This window comes from Streptomyces sp. NBC_00597, from assembly GCF_041431095.1.
Lineage (GTDB): Bacteria > Actinomycetota > Actinomycetes > Streptomycetales > Streptomycetaceae > Streptomyces.
Map to the genome: position 1 here is coordinate 901,998 of NZ_CP107757.1, position 19,638 is coordinate 921,635.

Sequence of the window (19,638 nt, forward strand, 5' to 3'; positions counted from 1 at the left end):
GAGCCGTGGCCGTAAAGGTGGGAGGAACGTCATTGCGGCCATCCGCGCCGGGTCACACCATGGGGTCATGTCGTTGCGAAACGTGCTCGTCCTCCTCTACGGCGGCGTGCAGAGCCTGGACGTGACCGGGCCCGTGGAGGTGTTCGCCGCGGTCGACCGCTTCCCGGGGCGGGCGGGGAGCGGATACACGATCCGTACGGTGTCCCCGGACGGGGCTCCCGTACGGACGAGCAGCGGGCTCACGCTGATCCCGGACGGGGACCTGGAGGGCGCGAGACCGGGGCCGGGGACCACCGTGCTGGTGCCGGGGGGCCAGTACCGGGGGGACTTCGAACCGCGGCTCACCGAGTGGCTCCGGGCGCACGGGGGAGGCGCGGAGCGGCTGGTGTCCGTCTGCACGGGCGGGCTGCTGCTGGCCGAGGCCGGGCTGCTGGACGGGCTGCGCGCCACGACGCACTGGTACGCGTGCGAGCGGATGGCCCGGGACTACCCGAAGGTGACCGTCGAACCGGATCCGATCTACGTACGGGACGGCCGGGTGGCCACCTCGGCCGGGGTCACGGCGGGGATCGACCTCGCGCTGGCCCTGGTGGAGGAGGACCACGGCAGGGAGCTCGCGCTGGCCGTCGCACGGCACCTGGTGGTGTTCCTGCGCAGGCCCGGGAACCAGGCGCAGTTCAGCGCGCAGCTGGCGGCGCAGACCGCGCAGCGGGATCCTTTGCGTGAGGTACAGCAGTGGATCACGGAGCATCCCGGTTCGGACCTGAGCGTCGAGTCCTTGGCGGCCCGCGCCCGGCTCTCACCCCGCCACTTCGCCCGTGCCTTCCAGGCGGAGACGGGGGTGACGCCGGGGCGGTACGTGGAGCGCGTACGGGTGGAACACGCGCGGCGGCTGCTGGAGGACACGGAGGACGGCGTGGCCCAGATCTCCCGGGCCTGCGGCTACGGCACCCCGGAGGCGCTCCGGCGGGCCTTCGTGAAGACCCTGGGCCAGCCCCCGGCCGAATACCGCCGCCGCTTCGGCCACCCCCGCCCCCTCCCCTGACGACGCCTGCTTCCCGACTACGCCCGACCGGCCTGACCCACCCACCACTCCGGAGGAAACATGCAGATCGCAGTCCTGCTCTACGACCGTTTCACCGCGCTCGACGCCATCGGTCCCTTCGACACGCTCGGCCGCCTTCCCGACGCCGAGGTCGTGTTCGTCTCGGAGCGGCCCGGTCCGGTGCGGACCGACAACGGGACGCTGGCCCTCGTCGCCGACAAGGGACTCGACGAGGTGACCCGGCCCGACATCGTCATCGTGCCCGGCGGCCCCCACCCCGAGCTGGAGATGGAGAACCCCGCCGTCGTCGACTGGCTGCGCGCCGTCGACGCGACCACCACCTGGACGACCTCCGTCTGCACCGGCTCGCTCCTGCTGGCCGCCGCCGGGCTGCTCAAGGGGCGGAAGGCCACGGGCCACTGGCTCTACCTGGACCGGCTGCCCGCCTTCGGCGTCGAACCCACCAGCGAGCGCGTCGTGTACGACGGCAAGTACGTCACCGCCGCCGGGGTGTCCTCCGGCATCGACATGGGCCTCGGCCTGCTCGGCCGCATCGCCGGTGACGCGTATGCCCAGACGGTCCAGTTGATGACCGAGTACGACCCCCAGCCGCCCTATGACGCGGGATCGCCGGACAAGGCCCCGGCCGAGATCGTGGCGCGGCTGCGCGGGCTCAACCCCGCGCCGGCCCCCCGGCGGTCCAGCTGAACGAGGGCGTACGGCGTTCCAGGAAAGCGGCGACGCCCTCGGCGGTGTCGTCGCTCCCGGCCGCCTGCTCCGCCCAGTGCGCGTCCCGGTCCGTCCGCCCGTTCGCGAACTCCTTGGCCGCCGCCTGCGTCAGCTGCGAACGGGTGGTGAGGACGCGGGCGAAGTCGGCGATCCGCTTGTCCAGTTGTCCGGCCGGCAGCAGCTCGTTCAGGAAGCCGGCCCGCAGCGCGTGCTCCGCGTCGATCAGCTCCGCCGAGAAGAGGAGGTACTTGGCGACCGCAGGGCCGACCAGTGCGGCCAGTCGGCGGGTCGAGGACGCGGGGTAGACGATGCCCAGCCTCGCCGGGGTCACCCCGAACGACGCCCCCTCCTCCGCGAAGCGCAGGTCGCAGGCCGCCGCGAGCTGGCTGCCGCCGCCCACGCAGAATCCGCGGATCGCCGCGAGCGTCGGCTTCGGGAACGCGGCGAGGGCTTCCTCGGCCGCCACGGCCAGCGCCTGCGGGACCTCGTCCCCGGCCAGCGAGGAGATGTCGGCCCCCGCGCAGAACGTCGCTCCGGCGCCGGTCAGGACGAGCACCCGTACGGCCGGGTCGGCCGCGAGCCCGTCGAGGACCTCCGGGAGCGCACGCCACATCGCCGCGGTCATGGCGTTGCGTTTGGCGGGATGCGAGATGACGACCGTGGCGACCCCGTCGGCGACGGTGTGCAAGAGCGCTGCGTCCATGCGCGGGATGCTATCCCGGCCGGCCGATCCGATGATCAGCGGGGAGCCCGTTCCGGGGGTGCGGGAAGTGGTCCTCGGCACGGGTGCCCGGCGCATTCCGGGCTTGGTCAGGGAAGACGGGGTGCCGGCGGACGCGGCGGCGGCCGGCGGGGCGCGCGTCGCGGCCGGGAAGGGGCCCGCAGAAGACCAGGAACGGTCGTACAACTGACGCTGTCATACGCCAACGGTCAGAAAGCGTCCTATTGACGCTGACTTCTGGTCAGCTGTCCGGTCCGGACCGGACCGCTCCCCACTCTTGACGCGTGGAGACGATCGAGCGTGAAGACGGGGGCCGGGAGATGGATGTCAGCGGGAGCGTCCCGCCAGCGAAGGAGGGGGAGCCGGAGGCGCCGGCCGACCCCCTCGCGTACGAAGGCGTGTGGCGGTTCACCGTTCCCGCTGTTGAAGAATCCGTTCCGCAGGCCCGCCGGGCCGTGCGCGACCTGCTCGGCCGCCAGGGCGTCCCGGCCGACCGGGACCTCGTGTACTCGCTGCTGCTGATCGTCTCCGAACTGGTGACGAACTCGGTGCGGCACGCGGCCCTGCTCTCGCCGGAGGTCGCGGTCGAGGTCGCCATCGGCCGCGCATGGGTACGGGTGGCCGTCGAGGACAACCACCCGTACCGCCCCAAGGCGCTGGAAGCGGATTTCGGCCAGACCGGCGGCCGGGGCCTGCTCCTGGTGCGCGAGATCACCCTTGAGTCCGGTGGGGTCTGCGACGTCGAACACACCTCGACGGGCGGCAAGGTCATCTGGGCGGCCCTGCCGCTCACCGGACCGGCCGCGGCGCCGGCCCCCGCGCTCTGAACGACGTACGGGCTACCAGCCCGCGACCTCACCGGTCAGTTCCCGGATCGCGGGCCGGGCCGCGTCCAGCACGGTCATGAACCAGGCGGAGAAGGGCGCCTCGGCGTGCCGCTTCGCCAGCTCCTCGGCGGTCACGAACACGGTGTCGCCGACCTCCTCCGGATCGGGGTCCAGCCGCGCCTGTGCGAGCCCCACGAACAGGTGGTTGTACTCCTGCTCCACCAGCCCGGAGGCGGGGTCCGGGTGGTTGTAGCGCACGGTCCCCGCTTCCGCGAGCAGCGACGGCGACAGGCCCAGCTCCTCGTGGGTGCGCCGGGCCGCCGCTGCGAACGGCGACTCTCCGGGGTAGGGGTGACCACAACAGGTGTTCGACCAGACGCCGGGGGAGTGGTACTTCCCGAGGGCCCGCTGCTGGAGCAGCAGGCGCCCCTGCTCGTCGAAGAGGAACACGGAGAAGGCCCGGTGCAGCAGACCGGGCGCCTGATGGGCGGAGAGCTTCTCCGCCGTGCCGATGGTGTTGCCGGACTCATCGACCAGTTCGAGCATGATCGGTTCCTGAGTGCCGGTGCCGGGGGACGCGGTGTTCGCGGCGGTGGCTGGTGTGGTCGGCATACCCATCCTTCGCTTCGGACTTCGACCTTCAGTCTGCCGTACAAAAGAGGCTTGTCCCCACTTCGGTGATCCGCGCATGTCTGCCCCCGGCGCGTGGTAAGTGACGAGGGGCGGATCACACGGGCGGTCAGATCCCGAAGGGTTCCGGATAGCTGATCGTGCCCTGCGGGACGGGCGCGGAGTCGTCCAGTACCAGCGCCATCATGGCCTCGTCGGGAACCTCGAACGGTGCCCGGATGCCGAACCGTGAAGCCGGTACGAAGCCGAAGCGCGGGTAGTGCGCCGGATGCCCGAGGACCAGGACCAGCACCTCCCCCGCTCCCGGGCCGCCGCGAGCAGCGCCCGTACGACCGCGCTGCCGGCGCCCGAGCGCTGGATCGCGGGATCGGCCGCCACCGGAGCGAGCGCGAGCGCCGGGGCCCCGCCGACCTCGCAGCGGGTCAGCAGGGCGTGCGCCGCCACCGAGCCGTCCGGGCCCTCGGCCACGTACGAGAGCCCCGGCAGCCAGGACGGGTCCGCGCGCAGCGCGTCCACGAGGTCCGCCTCTTGCGGGGTCTCGAACGCCGCCAGGTAGACGGCCCGCACGGCGGCGGTGTCGGCAGGGGTCTCGGTCCGGGTGTGCCAGACGCCGGCGCGGTGGTCGGTGTCGTGAGCGTCACCGGTGATGTCGGTCAACGGGATCCCTTCGAAGGAGGCGGGAAAGGAAGCGGGGATCACCGCGCGGTTTGTGGTACGTCGGCGTGATCGTCAATGATGGCCGAGCCGGAGCCCGAGGCCCCGGAACATTCGGCTTATCGGGGAGCAAACGGGTGGTGAACCCCCTCTTCCGTTCATCCGATAGCCTCTGCCGACGTGCCGCCGCCCCCACGAGGCGCCCGTCCAGTGTTCGCTTCAAGGAGTGAGTTCGTCTGTCGACCGTCATCCTCACCGGCCTGCCGGTCCCCGGATCACCGCTCACCGACGAGCTGCGCTCCCTCGGCTTCGACGTCCGCCCCGCCACCGGTCCGCATGACGCCGCCGCGGTGCTGGCCGGCGTACCCGCCGACCAGCGGGTCGCCGTCGTCGACGGGGCCTTCGTCGGCCACGTCCACGCGCTGCGGCTCGCGCTGACGGACCCGCGCTTCGACGCCTGCGCCGTGACCGGCGCCTTCGCCGTCCAGCCGGGCGCCCGCGCGGCCCTGGACGAGGCCGCCGCCCTCGCCCCCGACGGCGAGGGCCCGTACGCGGACCGGCTCGCCGCCGCCGTCGAGGCCGCCGGGACCACCGTCCAGCGCCCCGAGCTCGGCACCCTGGTCGCCGCCGTCCCCGCCACCGACGCGGAGCGCACCGCCGCGGACGCCGCCGTCGCCGCCGTCGACGACGAGGCCGTGCGCCTGCGCACCGCCGTGAAGTCCCGCGACGGGTTCTTCACCACCTTCTTCATCAGCCCCTACTCGCGCTACATCGCCCGCTGGTGCGCGCGCCGCGGCCTGACCCCGAACCAGGTCACCACCGCCTCGCTGATCACCGCGCTGATCGCGGCGGGCTGCGCCGCCACCGGCGAGCGCTGGGGCTACGTCGCCGCCGGCGTGCTGCTGCTCGTCTCCTTCGTCCTGGACTGCACGGACGGACAGCTCGCCCGCTACTCGCTCCAGTACTCGACGATGGGCGCCTGGCTCGACGCCACCTTCGACCGCGCGAAGGAGTACTCCTTCTACGCGGGCCTCGCGCTCGGCGCGGCCAAGAACGGCGACGACGTATGGGCCCTCGCGCTCGGCGCGATGATCCTCATGACCTGCCGCCACGTCGTGGACTTCTCCTTCAACGAGGCCAACCACGACGCGACCGCCAACACCAGCCCGACGGCCGCACTGTCCGACAAGCTCGACAGCGTCGGCTGGACGGTCTGGGTCCGGCGGATGATCATCCTGCCGATCGGCGAGCGCTGGGCCATGATCGCGGTGCTGACCGCGGCCACCACCCCCCGGATCGTCTTCTACGCCCTGCTCGTCGGCTGCGCCTTCGGCGCCCTCTACACCACCGCCGGCCGGGTGCTGCGCTCGCTGACCCGCAAGGCGAAGCGCACCGATCGCGCCGCCCAGGCGCTGGCCGACCTCGCCGACTCGGGCCCGCTGGCCGAGCTCGCGGGCCGCGTCGTGGGGCGGATGGCTCCTGGCGCCGGGATCGCCGCCGCCGTGATCGGCTCGGTGGCCCTGCTGTGGACGGCCTGGGCGTACGAGTTCGGCGCCCGCCAGGTGATCATCGCCGCCGTGTTCTACGCCGTGCTCGCCGGAGCGGCGGTCGCCCGCCCCCTCAAGGGCGCCCTCGATTGGCTGGTCCCGCCCGTCTTCCGGGCCGCCGAGTACACCACCGTGCTGATCCTCGCTGTCAAGGCGGACGTCCCCGGGGCCCTTCCCGCGGCATTCGGACTGGTCGCGGCGGTCGCCTACCATCACTACGACACGGTGTACCGCATCCGCGGCGGCACCGGCGCGCCCCCGCACTGGCTGGTGCGGACGATCGGCGGTCACGAGGGCCGGGTGCTGCTGACCTCGGTCCTGGCCTCCGTCCTGGCGGCGCGCGCTACGGACTTCCCCGTCGCGCTCACGGCCGTGGCCGTGTTCGTGGCAATCGTGGTGCTCGTGGAGAGCATCCGCTTCTGGGTCTCCTCCGGGGCACCCGCCGTACATGACGAAGGAGAACCAGCATGATCGGCCTTGTACTCGCTGCCGGTGCCGGACGCCGCCTGCGTCCCTACACCGACACCCTGCCCAAGGCCCTCGTGCCCGTCGGCCCCGAAGGCGACGAGGAAAGCCTGACGGTCCTGGACCTCACCCTGGGCAACTTCGCCGAGGTCGGCCTGACCGAGGTCGCGATCGTCGTCGGCTACCGCAAGGAAGCCGTCTACGCGCGCCGGGAGGCCCTGGAGGCCAAGTACGGCGTCAAGATCACGCTGATCGACAACGACAAGGCCGAGGAGTGGAACAACGCCTACTCCCTGTGGTGCGCCCGTGACGTCCTGAAGCAGGGCGTGATCCTCGCCAACGGCGACACCGTCCACCCGGTCTCCGTCGAGCGGACCCTCCTCGACGCCCGCGGCAACGGCCAGAAGATCATCCTCGCCCTCGACACGGTCAAGAGCCTGGCCGACGAAGAGATGAAGGTCGTCGTCGACGGCGCCCAGGGCGTGCAGAAGATCACCAAGCTCATGGAGCCGTCCGACGCCACCGGTGAGTACATCGGCGTCACCCTCATCGAGCCGGAGGCCGCCGAGGCCCTCGCCGAGGCCCTGAAGACCACCTTCGAGCGCGACCCCGACCTCTACTACGAGGACGGCTACCAGCAGCTCGTCAACGACGGCTTCGTCATCGACGTGGCCCCCATCGGCGACGTCAAGTGGGTCGAGATCGACAACCACGACGACCTCGCCAAGGGCCGGACGATCGCATGCCAGTACTGACGAGGCTCATCCCCTCCCCGGTCGTCGTCGACATCAGCCGCGGCGCCATGGACGACCTGGCCGGCCTCCTGGCCGACCAGCGGATCTCGGCGTCCGGCAAGCTGGCGATCGCGATCAGCGGCGGGTCCGGCCAGGTGCTGCGCGCCAAGCTGGAGCCCGTGCTGCCGCACGCCGACTGGTACCCGGTCGTCGACGGCACCCTCGACTCCGCGGTCAAGCTGGCCGACGACATAAAGGGCCGTCGCTACGACGCCGTCGTCGGCCTCGGCGGCGGCAAGATCATCGACGTGGCGAAGTACGCCGCGGCGCGGGTCGGGCTGCCCATGGTGTCCGTTGCCACGAACCTCTCGCACGACGGCATCTGCTCGCCGGTGTCCATCTTGGACAACGACAACGGGCGGGGCTCCTACGGCGTGCCCATGCCGATCGCGATGGTCATCGACCTCGACGTGATCAAGGAAGCCCCCACCCGGTTCGTCCGCGCCGGCATCGGCGACGTGATCTCCAACATCTCGGCGATCGCCGACTGGGAGCTCTCGCACCGCCTCAACGGCGAGCCGGTGGACGGCCTGGCCGCCGCGATGGCCCGCACGGCCGGCGAGGCCGTCCTGCGCCATCCCGGCGACTGCGGCGACGACGAGTTCCTCACCGTCTTCTCGGAGTCCCTCGTGCTCTCGGGCATCGCCATGGCGATCAGCGGGGACACCCGCCCGTCCTCCGGCGCCTGCCACGAGATCAGCCACGCCTTCGACCTGCTCTACCCGGGACGCTCCGCGCTCCACGGCGAGCAGGTGGGCATCGGGGCCGCCTTCGCGATGTACCTGCGCGGTGCCAAGGAGCAGTCCGAGCTGTTCGTCCAGGTGCTGCGCCGCCACGGGCTGCCGGTGCTGCCCGCCGAGATCGGCTTCAGCGTCGACGAGTTCGTCGCGGCCGTCGAGTACGCCCCCCAGACCCGCCCGGGACGCTTCACGATCCTGGAGCACCTCAATCTGTCCGCAGCCGAGATCAGGGACGCTTACGCCGACTATGCCAAGACCATCCGTAGCTGAACTCCGGCCCGTCGTTCACCCGCCGGGCGTCAAGGACCGGCGCAGTGGCGAGCACTGGGGCGGTCGCCTGTACATGCGCGAGATCTCCCTGCGCATCACCCGAGTCCTGGTGAACACCAAGGTCACGCCCAACCAGCTGACCTACGTGATGACCCTCGCCGGTGTCCTGGCCTGCCCGGCACTGCTCGTACCGGGCATCTGGGGCGCCGTCCTCGGCGTGGTGGCGGTCCAGATGTACCTGCTGCTCGACTGCGTCGACGGCGAGGTCGCCCGCTGGAAGAAGCAGTACTCGCTGAGCGGCGTGTACCTCGACCGCGTCGGTGCCTACCTGTGCGACGCGGCGGTCCTCGTCGGCTTCGGCCTGCGCGCCAGCGACCTGTGGGGCACCGGGCGCATCGACTGGCTGTGGGCCTTCCTGGGCACCCTCGCCGCCCTCGGCGCCATCCTGATCAAGGCCGAGACCGACCTGGTCGGCGTCGCCCGGCACCAGACCGGCAAGGAGCCCGTCGCAGAAGCCGCCGCCGAGCCGCGCTCCTCCGGCATGGCGCTCGCCCGCCGGGCCGCGTCCGCACTGAAGTTCCACCGGCTCGTCCTCGGCATCGAGGCCTCGCTGCTCATCCTGCTGCTGGCCGTCCTGGACCAGATGCGGGGCGACCTGTACTTCTCCCGGCTCGGCGTGGCCGTGCTCGCCGGCATCGCGATGCTGCAGACGGTGCTGCACCTGGTGTCGATCCTGGCCTCCAGCAGGCTCAAGTGACGACGCCGATGCGGCTGGGCGCCGTGATCATCACCATGGGCAACCGCCCCGACGAGCTGAAGGCGCTCCTCGACTCGGTGGCCCGCCAGGAGGGGGACCCGGTCGAGGTCGTCGTCGTGGGCCAGGGCGTCAAGGTCACCGACGTGGCCGACCTGCCGCCGGGCGTGCGCACCGTCGACCTGCCCGAGAACCTGGGCATCCCCGGCGGCCGCAACGTCGGCATCGAGGCCTTCGGACCCGGCGGCAGCGAGGTCGACGCCCTGCTCTTCCTCGACGACGACGGGCTGCTGGAGCGCACCGACACCGCCGAGTTGTGCCGGCAGGCCTTCACCGAGGACCCGAAGCTCGGGATCGTCAGCTTCCGGATCGCGGATCCGGAGACCGGCGAGACCCAGCGCCGGCACGTACCCCGGCTGCGCGCCTCGGACCCGATGCGCTCCTCTCGCGTCACCACCTTCCTGGGCGGCGCCAACGCCGTCCGCACCAGGGTGTTCGAGCAGGTCGGAGCGCTGCCCGGAGAGTTCTTCTACGCGCACGAGGAGACCGATCTGGCCTGGCGCGCGCTCGACGCAGGGTGGCTGATCGACTACCGGGCGGACATGGTGCTCCTGCATCCGACCACCGCCCCCTCCCGGCACGCGGTCTACCACCGTATGGTTGCCCGTAACCGGGTGTGGCTCGCCCGCCGGAACCTGCCCGCCCCGCTGGTCCCGGTCTACCTGGGCGTCTGGCTCCTGCTGACGCTCCTGCGCAGACCGTCGGCACCGGCGCTCAAGGCCTGGTTCGGTGGGTTCAAAGAGGGATGGACCACCCCCTGCGGTCCCCGGCGCCCCATGAAGTGGCGCACGGTCTGGCGGCTGACCCGGCTGGGCCGACCGCCTGTCATCTGACACGCCCGTGTCTGAGAACATGACGCGATCACGGGCCGAGCGCCCCAGGCCCGATGCCACCTTCTGCCGCATCTTGAAGACGGAAAGTTTCATCTTGTGAGTGACACAACCCAGGATGGCGCCCTCGCCACGAGCATGCCGCCGTCCGAAGACGCGGGGCTGACCCCGGCGGACCTCGCCGGGAAGTACGGCCTGTCCGTCAGTGGCGCCCGGCCGACCCTGGCCGAATACGTGCGCCAGCTCTGGGACCGGCGCCACTTCATCATGGCGTTCTCCCGGGCCAAGCTGGTCGCCCAGTACAGCGAGGCGAAGCTCGGCCAGATCTGGCAGGTGGCGACCCCGCTGCTCAACGCGCTGGTCTACTACCTGATCTTCGGCCTGATCATGAACGCGGGCCGGGGCATGGAGAAGGGGGTCTACATCCCCTTCCTGGTGACGGGCATCTTCGTCTTCACCTTCACCCAGAGCTCGCTGATGGCGGGCGTCCGGGCCATTCCGGGCAACCTCGGCCTGGTCCGCGCCCTGCACTTCCCGCGCGCCTCCCTGCCGATCTCCTTCTCGATGCAGCAGCTCCAGCAACTGCTGTACTCGATGATCGTCGTGGTGATCGTCACGGTGGCGTTCGGCAACTACCCGAAGCTGTCCTGGCTGCTGGTCATCCCGACGCTGGCGCTGCAGTTCGTCTTCAACACCGGCCTCGCGCTGGTCTTCGGGCGGATGGGTTCGAAGACCCCCGACCTCGCGCAGCTGATGCCGTTCATCACGCGTACGTGGATGTACGCCTCGGGCGTCATGTTCTCGATCAGCGGGGCGCTCAAGGACAGGCACGTGCCCGAGTGGGTCACGGACGTGCTCCAGTGGAACCCTGCGGCGATCTACATGGACCTGATCCGGTACGCGCTGATCGACGACTACGGCCGGCACAACCTGCCGCCGCACGTCTGGGCCTTCGCCGTCGGCTGGGCCGTCGTGATCGGTCTCGGCGGTTTCGTGTACTTCTGGAAGGCTGAGGAGCGTTACGGCCGTGGCTGAGAACAACCGGGGCAACGTCCCCACCGTCATCGCCGACGACGTGCACATCGTCTACCGCGTCAACACCGGCAGCTCCGGCAGGGGCAGTGCCACCGCAGCGCTGAGCAAGATAATGCGCCGGGGCAAGGGCGACGCGCCCGGCGTCCGCCGGGTCCACGCCGTGCGCGGAGTCTCCTTCACGGCGTACCGCGGCGAGGCCATCGGCGTCATCGGCTCCAACGGCTCCGGCAAGTCCACCCTGTTGCGCGCCATCGCGGGTCTGCTGCCGTGCGAGTCCGGCAAGGTCTACACCGACGGCCAGCCCTCGCTGCTGGGCGTCAACGCCGCACTGATGAACGACCTCACCGGCGAGCGCAACGTGGTTCTCGGCGGTCTCGCCATGGGAATGAGCCGCGAGCAGATCAGGGAGCGCTACGACGACATCGTCGACTTCTCGGGCATCAACGAGAAGGGCGATTTCATCTCGCTGCCGATGCGTACGTACTCCTCGGGTATGGCCGCGCGCCTGCGCTTTTCCATTGCCGCGGCCAAGGACCATGACGTTCTGATGATCGACGAGGCCCTGGCCACCGGTGACCGGAAGTTCCAGGTGCGTTCCGAGGAGCGCATCCGCGAACTGCGCAAGCATGCCGGAACCGTTTTCCTGGTGAGCCACAACAACAAGTCCATCCGCGACACCTGCAGCCGCGTGCTGTGGCTGGAGAAGGGTGAGCTGCTGATGGACGGGCCCACCGAAGAAGTCGTCTCGGCCTACGAGAAGGCGACCAGCGCCTGATCGTGCTCTTCGCCCGCCCCCGTCGCCCGAGAGCGGCGGGGGCTTCGGCATGTCCGGGGCGCCCGGCGTCCGACATTCAGTAGCGGAGCGAATACCCGAGAGGCTGCCGCGGCGTTGTACAGCGTAAGCTGGAGCAGTCCTGAATCACGCCAGAGGGGACGATTCCCCGCAGGTGAACGGCCTGGGGTACCCCGGGAAAGTCCGGCGGCGTGTCCGAAATGGGATGTATTGGGTCGGCAGTGTAGAACGGGAGACGTGACGGCAATGGCTACGGGAATTCTCCGGCCCCCAGGCATTACGGCCGTCCCCCGCGCGGGCGGCGGGCGGTGACCCGCGGGCACGGTATCCGGCCCCGGCGGGACGAGGCCCCCACAGCCCCCGACGCCCACGCGCACGCCACCCTCGGCAAGGCGCGGACGGAGAACTTCCCCGTCGCCCCGTTCTTCCTCCCCCGCGCCTGGCGCGACGGCCTGATGGCGGTGTACGGGTACGCCCGCCTGGTCGACGACATCGGCGACGGCGACCTCGCCCCCGGTGGGCACGACGCCGTCCTCCTCGGCCTCGACCCCGCCGCGGTGGACGACCGGCTCGCGATGCTCGACGCCTTCGAGGCCGACCTCCACCGCGTCTTCGGGGGCCCCGGCGGCCCGCCGCGCCACCCCCTCCTGCTGGCCCTCCAGCCCGTGGTCCGCGCCCACGGCCTCACCCCCGAGCCCTTCCTCGGGCTCATCGAGGCCAACCGCCAGGACCAGCGGGTCACGCGCTACGAGACGTACGGGGACCTCCTCGCGTACTGCGAGCTGTCCGCGAACCCCGTCGGCCGCCTCGTGCTGTCCCTCACCGGCACCAGCACCCCCGAGCGGATCCGCCGCTCCGACGCCGTCTGCACCGCCCTGCAGATCGTCGAACACGTACAGGACGTCGCGGAGGACCTCGGCCGGGGCCGCATCTACCTCCCGGCCGAGGACATGCGCCGCTTCCACGTGGGCGAGGCCGACCTCAAGGCCCACCGCGCCGGCGCGTCCGTGCGCTCCCTGGTCGCGTTCGAAGCCGAACGCGCCCGCGACCTCCTGAATGAAGGCACCCCGCTCGTGGGTAGCGTGCACGGCAGGCTCCGGCTGCTGCTCGCGGGCTTCGTGGGAGGAGGGCGTGCCGCCCTGCGAGCCGTCACCGCCGCCGGCTTCGACGTACTCCCCGGCCCGCCCAAGCCCACCAAGAGCGGCCTGCTCCGCGAGGTGGCCGCCGTCCTGCGCACAGCGCCGAGAAAGGGGTGAGCCCGACCGTGGAGGGTTCCGCACACACGTCCGCAGCATCCGCGCCGTCCGCAGCGGTCCTGGCGGCCTACAGCTACTGCGAGGCCGTCACCGGTTCACAGGCGCGCAACTTCGCGTACGGGATCCGGCTGCTGCCCTCCGACAAGCGGCAGGCGATGTCCGCGCTGTACGCCTTCTCCCGGCGGGTCGACGACATCGGCGACGGCACCCTCGCCCCCGACGCCAAGCTGGCCCGGCTCGAAGACACCCGCACCCTCCTCGGTCGGATCCGGTCCGAGGAGATCGACGAGGACGACACCGACCCGGTCGCCGTCGCCCTCGCCCACGCCGCCCGCCGCTTCCCCATCCCGCTCGGCGGCCTCGACGAGCTCATCGACGGCGTCCTGATGGACGTCCGCGGCGAGACCTACGAGACCTGGGACGACCTCAAGGTCTACTGCCGCTGCGTCGCCGGAGCCATCGGCCGGCTCTCCCTCGGAGTGTTCGGCACGGTGAACACCGGCGGCCTCGGCGCGTCCGACGCCGCGCGCGCCGGCGAGTACGCCGACACCCTCGGCCTCGCCCTCCAGCTCACCAACATCCTGCGCGACGTCCGCGAGGACGCCGCCAACGGGCGCACCTACCTGCCCGCCGAGGACCTCGCCAAATTCGGCTGCACCGACGGCTTCGCGAGCGACCGGATGCCCGCCGGCTCCGACTTCGCCGGGCTCGTCCACCACGAAGTCCGGCGCGCCCGCGCCCTGTTCGTCGAGGGCTACCGGTTGCTGCCCATGCTCGACCGGCGCAGCGGCGCCTGCGTCGCCGCCATGGCCGGCATCTACCGGCGCCTCCTCGACCGCATCGAGAGAGAGCCCGAGGCCGTCCTGCGCGGCCGCGTCTCGCTGCCCACGCACGAGAAGGCGTACGTCGCCGTCCGCGGCCTGTCCGGCCTCGACGCGCGGACCATCTCGCGCCAGAGCACACGGAGGCGGCCGTGACCGCGCCGACCGGCCCGACGCCCCCGACCGCCGCCGCCGCGACCCCGTCGGGCGGGGCCCCCCACGCAACCCCCGCCGGGGCGGGCGCGTCCGTCCCGTCGGGCGCTGCAGGCAACGGCAACGGGGAGACCGCATGAGCGGCAGCGACGACCGCGCCGTCGTCATCGGCGGCGGCCTCGCCGGAGTGACGGCCGCCCTCGAACTCGCCGACGCCGGACTGCGGGTCACCCTGCTCGAAGGCCGCCCGAGGCTCGGCGGACTCGCCTTCTCCTTCAAGCGCGGCGACCTCACCGTGGACAACGGTCAGCACGTCTACCTGCGCTGCTGCACCGCCTACCGGTGGTTCCTCGACCGCGTCGAGGGCGCCGAGCTCGCCCCGATCCAGGACCGGCTCGACGTACCCGTACTCGACGTCGCCCACCCCCGCGGCCCGCGCCTGGGCCGGCTGCGCCGCAGCGCCCTGCCCGTCCCCCTGCACCTGGCGGGATCCCTGGCCCGCTACCCGCACCTCTCGCTCGCCGAGCGGGTGAGCGTCGGCCGCGCCGCCCTCGCACTGCGCCGGCTCGACCCCGCCGACCCGGCGCTGGACGGCCTGGACTTCGCGACCTGGCTCGGACGGTACGGCCAGAGCCCGCGCACCATCGAGGCCCTGTGGGACCTCGTCGGCATCGCCACGCTCAACGCCACCGCCGACCAGTGCTCGCTGGGCCTGGCCGTCATGGTCTTCAAGACCGGCCTGCTCTCCGAGAACGGCGCCGCCGACATCGGCTGGGCCTCGGTCCCCCTCGGCGACCTGCACGACACCCTCGCCCGCAAGCAGCTGGACGCCGCCGGGGTGCGCACCGAACTGCGCACCCGCGTCACCGCCGTCTCCCGTACGCAGGACGGGAACTGGCAGGTCGACACCGAGGGCGAGTCCTTCGGCGCGGGCACGGTCGTCCTCGCCGTGCCGCAGCGCGAGGCCCACGCCCTGATGCCGCACGGGGCCCTCGCCGACCCGGACAAGCTCCTCGACATCGGCACCGCGCCCATCCTCAACGTGCACGTGGTCTACGACCGCAAGGTGGTCAAGCAGCCCTTCTTCACCGCCCTCGGCTCGCCGGTCCAGTGGGTGTTCGACCGTACGGACGCCTCCGGGCTGCCCGACGGCGGCCAGTACCTCGCCCTGTCCCAGTCGGCCGCCCAGGACGACATCGACGAGCCCGTCTCGGTGCTGCGCGCGAAGTACCTGCCCGAGCTGGAACGGCTGCTTCCGGCCGCGCGGGGCGCCAAGGTACGGGACTTCTTCGTCACCCGGGAGCGCACGGCGACGTTCGCCCCCACCCCCGGCGTCGGCCGGCTGCGCCCCGGGGCGCGGACCGACACGCCGGGCCTCTACCTCGCCGGTGCGTGGACCGCCACCGGTTGGCCCGCGACCATGGAGAGCGCCGTGCGCAGCGGACTGAGCGCGGCGCACGCCGCACTCGCCGCCCTCGGCCGCCACCGGGAGCACCCCCTGCAGGAGGCGGCATGACGACCACCAGCACGACCGGAACAGCACGTACAGGACACAGAGGAGAGCCAGTGAACCCGGGGAATCCGGCTGTCGAGAACACGGACGCCGGCAACGGCGCAGCCGGAGGAAGCGCGGAGAAGGCGGACACGGTCGCCCTCCTGGAGCGCGGCCGCACGCTGTCGACCCCCGTGCTCCGCGCCGCCGTCGACCGCCTCGCGGCGCCCATGGACACCGTCGCCGCCTACCACTTCGGCTGGATCGACGCCGAGGGCAACGCGGCGGACGGGGACGGGGGCAAGGCCGTGCGCCCCGCCCTCGCGCTGCTCTCCGCCGAGGCCGCGGGAGCCGCGGCCGAGGTCGGCATCCCCGGCGCGGTGGCCGTCGAGCTCGTCCACAACTTCTCGCTGCTGCACGACGACCTGATGGACGGCGACGAGCAGCGCCGCCACCGCGACACCGTGTGGAAGGTGCACGGCCCGGCCCTCGCGATCCTGGTCGGGGACGCGCTCTTCGCCCTCGCCAACGAGGTCCTGCTGGAACTCGGCACCGTCGAGGCGGGCCGCGCCGCACGCCGGCTCACCACCGCCAGCCGCAAGCTCATCGACGGCCAGGCCCAGGACATCTCCTACGAGCACCGCGAGCGCGTCAGCGTCGAGGAGTGCCTGGAGATGGAGGGCAACAAGACCGGCGCCCTGCTCGCCTGCGCGGTCTCCATCGGCGCCGTCCTCGGCGGCGCGGACGACCGTACGGCCGACAAGCTGGAGGAGTACGGCTACCACCTGGGCCTCGCCTTCCAGGCCGTCGACGACCTCCTCGGCATCTGGGGCGACCCGGAGTCCACCGGCAAGCAGACCTGGAGCGACCTGCGCCAGCGCAAGAAGTCCCTGCCGGTCGTCGCCGCCCTCGCGGCGGGCGGCCCCGCCTGCGAGGAGCTCGCGCAGCTGCTCGCCGCCGACGCCAAGAGCAACGATTTCGAGAACTTCTCGGAAGAGGAGTTCGCGGCGCGCGCCGCGCTCATCGAGGCCGCGGGCGGCCGCGAGTGGACCGCCGAGGAGGCACGCCGCCAGCACGCGATCGCCATCCGCGCGCTGGACGACGTGGACATGCCGCAGACGGTGCGCGAACAGCTCGTCGCCCTCGCCGACTTCGTCGTCGTGCGCAAGAGGTGATCGCCACCCGAGCACGGATATGACTCGCGAGTCGCCGGCCGGCGCGGCCTGACAGGAGCGCCCGGCCGACGGCATACCCCAGCACAGCAGAGGACGACTGCCACGTAAGGGGAAGCCATGACAGCGACGACCGACGGCGCCGGTACCCCCGGCACCGGTCCGGATGACCACATGCCCGACCCGGGCGTATGGGGTGCCGTCCGGTTCCACCCGGACGAGCCCGCCGGTACGGCGCAGCCGCGCGGGTCGGCCGGGACGGCCGGGAGCCCGCCGGACACCGCACGGGGGGCGCAGGAGGCCGCCGCGCGGGCGACCCGGCACCTGCTGGCGCGCCAGGACGCGGCCGGGTGGTGGAAGGGCGACCTGGAGACCAACGTCACCATGGACGCCGAGGACCTGCTGCTGCGCCAGTTCCTCGGGATCGGTGACGAGGCCACCACGCAGGCCGCCGCCCTGTTCATCCGCGGCGAGCAGGCCGCGGACGGCACCTGGGCCACCTTCCACGGCGGGCCGCCCGAACTCTCCGCCACCATCGAGGCGTACGTCGCCCTGCGGCTCGCCGGGGACGCACCCGACGCCCCGCACATGGCCCGCGCCTCGGCCTGGATCCGGGCCCACGGCGGGATCGCCGCCGCCCGCGTCTTCACCCGGATCTGGCTGGCCCTCTTCGGCTGGTGGAGCTGGGACCACCTGCCCGAACTCCCGCCCGAGCTGGTGTTCTTGCCGCCGTGGGTGCCGCTGAACATCTACGACTTCGGCTGCTGGGCCCGCCAGACCATCGTCCCGCTGACCGTGGTCTCCGCAAAGCGCCCCGTCCGCCCGGCCCCGTTCGCCCTCGACGAGCTGCACACCGACGCACGGCGCCCGTACCCCGCCGTCCGCCCGGCCCCGCTGGCCAGTTGGGAAGGCGTCTTCCGGCGGATGGACAAGGCCCTGCACGTCTACCGCCGGTTCGCACCGCGCCGGCTGCGCAAGGCCGCGATGGACACCGCCGCCCGCTGGATCATCGAGCGCCAGGAGAACGACGGTTGCTGGGGCGGGATCCAGCCCCCCGCCGTGTACTCCGTCATCGCCCTGCACCTGCTCGGGTACGACCTGCAGCACCCGGTGATGCGGGCCGGCCTGGAGTCCCTGGACCGCTTCGCGGTGTGGCGCGAGGACGGCGCCCGGATGATCGAGGCCTGCCAGTCCCCGGTCTGGGACACCTGCCTCGCCGCCATCGCCCTGGCCGACGCGGGCCTGCCGCCCGACCACCCGGCCCTGGTGAAGGCCGCCGACTGGATGCTCGGCGAGGAGATCGTCCGCACCGGCGACTGGGCGGTGCGCCGGCCCGGACTCGCCCCCGGCGGCTGGGCGTTCGAGTTCCACAACGACACCTACCCCGACATCGACGACACCGCCGAAGTGGTCCTCGCCCTGCGCCGGATCCGGCACCCGGAGCCGGCCAAGGTCGAGGCGGCCATCGCCCGCGGGGTCTCCTGGAACCTCGGCATGCAGTCCGGGAACGGCGCCTGGGGCGCCTTCGACGCCGACAACACCAGCCCGTTCCCGAACAGGCTGCCGTTCTGCGACTTCGGCGAGGTCATCGACCCGCCGTCGGCCGACGTCACCGCCCACGTGGTGGAGATGCTCGCGGTCGAGGGAAAGGCGGCCGACCCGCGGACCCGCCGCGGCATCGCCTGGCTGCTCGCCGAACAGGAGCCCACCGGCGCCTGGTTCGGCCGTTGGGGCACCAACTACGTGTACGGCACCGGGTCGGTGGTCCCGGCCCTGACCGCCGCGGGCTTCGCCCCGGCGCATCCCGCGATCCGGCGGGCCGTGCGCTGGCTGGAATCCGTACAGAACGAGGACGGGGGGTGGGGCGAGGACCAGCGCTCCTACAAGGACCCGGCGTGGGCGGGAAAGGGGGCCTCGACCCCCTCCCAGACCGCCTGGGCGCTGATGGCGCTGCTCTCGGCGGGGGAGCGCTACGGCGAGGCCGTCGAGCGCGGCATCGCGTACCTGGTGGAGACCCAGCGCGAGGACGGCACCTGGGACGAGCCGTACTTCACCGGCACCGGCTTTCCCTGGGACTTCTCCATCAACTACCACCTGTACCGGCAGGTGTTCCCGCTCACCGCGCTCGGCCGCTACCTGTACGGGGAACCCTTCGCGGCGGGGGAGCCCCGATGACCGACGACCGGGCCGCCGGGCCCGAACCGCCCGCCCCGCTGCTGGTCGCCTGCGCCCTGCGCATCGAGCAGGCGGCCCTGCGCAGCGGCGGCGGCCGGGGCGCGGGGCGCCCGGAGCCGGGCTACAGCGTCCTGCGCACCGGCATGGGCCCGCGCGCCGCCGAACGCGCTGTCGGCCGGACGCTCGCCGAGCCGGGGCTGCGCCGCGCCCCCGTCCTCGCCACCGGGTTCTGCGCCGGGCTGGTCCCCGGCATGAGCCCCGGCGACCTCGTCGTCGCCGAGGAGACCCGAGATCCGCGGGGCACCGTCGTGTGCGACGGCACCGCCCTGCTCGCCGAGGCACTGGCCCGGGCCGCTCCGGGCCGGACCGTGCACACCGGCGCACTGACCGGATCCGACCACGTCGTCCGCGGCCAGGAGCGCTCCCAGCTGCGCGCCACCGGCGCCATCGCGGTCGACATGGAGTCCGCGGCCACCTTGTGGACCGCCGCCCGGGCCGCCGAAAGTGGCTGGAACCGTCCGGTTGCGGCCGTCCGGGTGATCGTGGACGCTCCGGAGCATGAGCTCGTCCGCATCGGCACGTTCCGCGGTGGAATATCGGCCTTCCGCGTACTGCGTGCCGTACTGCCCGCGTTTCATGACTGGCACCGTTCTTTGTTGCTCCCCAGGAGGTGAG

At 72.2% G+C, this 19,638-nt stretch carries 18 protein-coding genes and 1 pseudogene; 16 read left to right on the plus strand and 3 right to left on the minus strand.

The features are described from left to right. Positions 1 to 67 precede the first annotated feature (67 nt). Positions 68 to 1,045 carry a GlxA family transcriptional regulator gene (locus OG974_RS03765; protein WP_327279523.1) on the plus strand — a complete coding sequence of 326 codons (978 nt, stop codon included), beginning with the start codon at positions 68 to 70 and terminating at the stop codon, positions 1,043 to 1,045. A gap of 60 nt (positions 1,046 to 1,105) precedes the next feature. Continuing rightward, the gene (locus OG974_RS03770; RefSeq protein WP_327279524.1) at positions 1,106 to 1,753 is read left to right on the plus strand and encodes a DJ-1/PfpI family protein; all 648 of its coding nucleotides are present in this window, start codon (positions 1,106 to 1,108) and stop codon (positions 1,751 to 1,753) included. Here OG974_RS03770 and OG974_RS03775 read toward each other — a convergent pair. Then, positions 1,719 to 2,477: an enoyl-CoA hydratase/isomerase family protein gene (locus OG974_RS03775; RefSeq protein ID WP_327279525.1), complete on the minus strand. Its 759-nt coding sequence runs from the start codon at positions 2,475 to 2,477 to the stop codon at positions 1,719 to 1,721. The two genes, OG974_RS03770 and OG974_RS03775, sit on opposite strands and share 35 nt — an antisense overlap. Before the next feature lie 338 nt (positions 2,478 to 2,815). On the opposite strand from OG974_RS03775, the gene OG974_RS03780 reads away from it, so the two are divergent. After that, complete coding sequence (locus OG974_RS03780; protein ID WP_327285855.1) at positions 2,816 to 3,322, plus strand: ATP-binding protein; 507 nt, start codon at positions 2,816 to 2,818, stop codon at positions 3,320 to 3,322. 12 nt (positions 3,323 to 3,334) lie between these two features. Here the strand turns inward: OG974_RS03780 and idi are convergent, their stop codons facing one another. Next, positions 3,335 to 3,934 carry an isopentenyl-diphosphate Delta-isomerase gene (idi, locus tag OG974_RS03785; RefSeq protein WP_327279527.1) on the minus strand — a complete coding sequence of 200 codons (600 nt, stop codon included), beginning with the start codon at positions 3,932 to 3,934 and terminating at the stop codon, positions 3,335 to 3,337. A 127-nt stretch (positions 3,935 to 4,061) separates the two neighbouring features. After that, a pseudogene (locus OG974_RS03790) lies at positions 4,062 to 4,558 on the minus strand (GNAT family N-acetyltransferase); the annotation flags it as partial. A gap of 284 nt (positions 4,559 to 4,842) precedes the next feature. Between OG974_RS03790 and OG974_RS03795 the strand changes: the two are divergent. From OG974_RS03795 to OG974_RS03855, 13 genes are all read left to right on the plus strand, one after another. After that, a complete protein-coding gene (locus OG974_RS03795; protein WP_371646723.1) occupies positions 4,843 to 6,624 on the plus strand; it encodes a DUF5941 domain-containing protein in 1,782 nt (593 codons plus the stop codon). Further along, positions 6,621 to 7,373, plus strand: coding sequence for a phosphocholine cytidylyltransferase family protein (locus OG974_RS03800; RefSeq protein ID WP_327279528.1), 753 nt, complete (start codon positions 6,621 to 6,623; stop codon positions 7,371 to 7,373). The genes OG974_RS03795 and OG974_RS03800 overlap by 4 nt, the downstream gene beginning before the upstream one ends. Further along, on the plus strand, positions 7,361 to 8,422 hold the full coding sequence (locus OG974_RS03805; protein WP_327279529.1) for an iron-containing alcohol dehydrogenase family protein: 1,062 nt from the start codon (positions 7,361 to 7,363) through the stop codon (positions 8,420 to 8,422). The genes OG974_RS03800 and OG974_RS03805 overlap by 13 nt, the downstream gene beginning before the upstream one ends. Continuing rightward, positions 8,400 to 9,179 carry a CDP-alcohol phosphatidyltransferase family protein gene (locus OG974_RS03810; protein ID WP_327279530.1) on the plus strand — a complete coding sequence of 260 codons (780 nt, stop codon included), beginning with the start codon at positions 8,400 to 8,402 and terminating at the stop codon, positions 9,177 to 9,179. Before OG974_RS03805 ends, OG974_RS03810 begins: the two co-directional genes overlap by 23 nt. An 8-nt stretch (positions 9,180 to 9,187) precedes the next feature. Next, positions 9,188 to 10,069 carry a glycosyltransferase family 2 protein gene (locus OG974_RS03815; protein WP_371646724.1) on the plus strand — a complete coding sequence of 294 codons (882 nt, stop codon included), beginning with the start codon at positions 9,188 to 9,190 and terminating at the stop codon, positions 10,067 to 10,069. Between the two features lie 96 nt (positions 10,070 to 10,165). Beyond that, entirely contained in the window at positions 10,166 to 11,101 is a 936-nt protein-coding gene (locus OG974_RS03820; RefSeq protein WP_327279532.1) for an ABC transporter permease, read from the plus strand. Beyond that, complete coding sequence (locus OG974_RS03825; RefSeq protein ID WP_327279533.1) at positions 11,094 to 11,876, plus strand: ABC transporter ATP-binding protein; 783 nt, start codon at positions 11,094 to 11,096, stop codon at positions 11,874 to 11,876. Before OG974_RS03820 ends, OG974_RS03825 begins: the two co-directional genes overlap by 8 nt. A 344-nt stretch (positions 11,877 to 12,220) precedes the next feature. After that, complete coding sequence (gene hpnC, locus OG974_RS03830) at positions 12,221 to 13,150, plus strand: squalene synthase HpnC (protein WP_327285857.1); 930 nt, start codon at positions 12,221 to 12,223, stop codon at positions 13,148 to 13,150. Further along, positions 13,147 to 14,127 carry a presqualene diphosphate synthase HpnD gene (hpnD, locus tag OG974_RS03835; RefSeq protein ID WP_327279534.1) on the plus strand — a complete coding sequence of 327 codons (981 nt, stop codon included), beginning with the start codon at positions 13,147 to 13,149 and terminating at the stop codon, positions 14,125 to 14,127. The genes hpnC and hpnD overlap by 4 nt, the downstream gene beginning before the upstream one ends. A gap of 133 nt (positions 14,128 to 14,260) precedes the next feature. After that, positions 14,261 to 15,640, plus strand: a complete 1,380-nt coding sequence (gene hpnE, locus OG974_RS03840) for a hydroxysqualene dehydroxylase HpnE (RefSeq protein WP_327279535.1) — start codon at positions 14,261 to 14,263, stop codon at positions 15,638 to 15,640. A gap of 50 nt (positions 15,641 to 15,690) precedes the next feature. Then, positions 15,691 to 16,791: a polyprenyl synthetase family protein gene (locus OG974_RS03845; RefSeq protein ID WP_371645391.1), complete on the plus strand. Its 1,101-nt coding sequence runs from the start codon at positions 15,691 to 15,693 to the stop codon at positions 16,789 to 16,791. Positions 16,792 to 16,908: 117 nt separating this feature from the next. After that, positions 16,909 to 18,963, plus strand: coding sequence for a squalene--hopene cyclase (gene shc / locus OG974_RS03850; protein ID WP_327279537.1), 2,055 nt, complete (start codon positions 16,909 to 16,911; stop codon positions 18,961 to 18,963). Beyond that, complete coding sequence (locus OG974_RS03855; protein ID WP_327279538.1) at positions 18,960 to 19,637, plus strand: 1-hydroxy-2-methyl-2-butenyl 4-diphosphate reductase; 678 nt, start codon at positions 18,960 to 18,962, stop codon at positions 19,635 to 19,637. Before shc ends, OG974_RS03855 begins: the two co-directional genes overlap by 4 nt. Position 19,638 lies beyond the last annotated feature (1 nt).